We start from the raw sequence: 525 nt of genomic DNA on the forward strand, positions 1-525 counted from the left end.
GCGCGGATCAGCAACTGCTCGCCGCGCCGCTCGATGGAGCCGGCGCCGACGGTCTCGTTGTTGCGCAGCACGGCGTTCTGCAGGTCGCCGAGGGTCAGCTTGTAGGCCGCGAGCTTCTTCGGATCCGGGGCGATGAGGAATTGCTTGGCGTAGCCGCCGATGGTGTTGATCTCGGCCCCGCCCGTCACGTTGCGCAACTGCGGACGGATGATCCAGTCCTGGCTGGTGCGCAGGTCGGTGGGCGTGTAGGCGCTGCCGTCCTCCTTGGTCGCGCCCTCCTCGGCCTCCACCGTCCACAGGTAGATCTCGCCGAGACCGGTGGAGATCGGCCCGAGGGTCGGCGAGATGTCTTCCGGCAGTTGCTCGCGCGCCGTGCTCAGGCGTTCGTTGACCTGCTGGCGGGCGAAGTAGATGTCGGTGCCCTCCTCGAAGATCACCGTCACCTGGGAAATCCCCGGCCGCGACAGCGAACGGGTTTCCTGCAAACCCGGCAGGCCGGCCATGACGGTCTCCACCGGGTAGGTG

The 525-nt window shown here is 67.6% G+C and carries 1 protein-coding gene; it reads right to left on the bottom strand.

What is annotated here, in order from left to right:
• On the bottom strand, positions 1 to 503 hold a 503-nt coding region (locus ACLJNW_RS23090; RefSeq protein WP_410961071.1), incomplete at its 3' end, for an efflux RND transporter permease subunit.
• Positions 504 to 525 lie beyond the last annotated feature (22 nt).

This window comes from Salmonella sp. SAL4457 (genome assembly GCF_046548235.1).
In the GTDB taxonomy this organism is placed as follows: Bacteria; Pseudomonadota; Gammaproteobacteria; order Enterobacterales; family Enterobacteriaceae; genus Salmonella; species Salmonella enterica.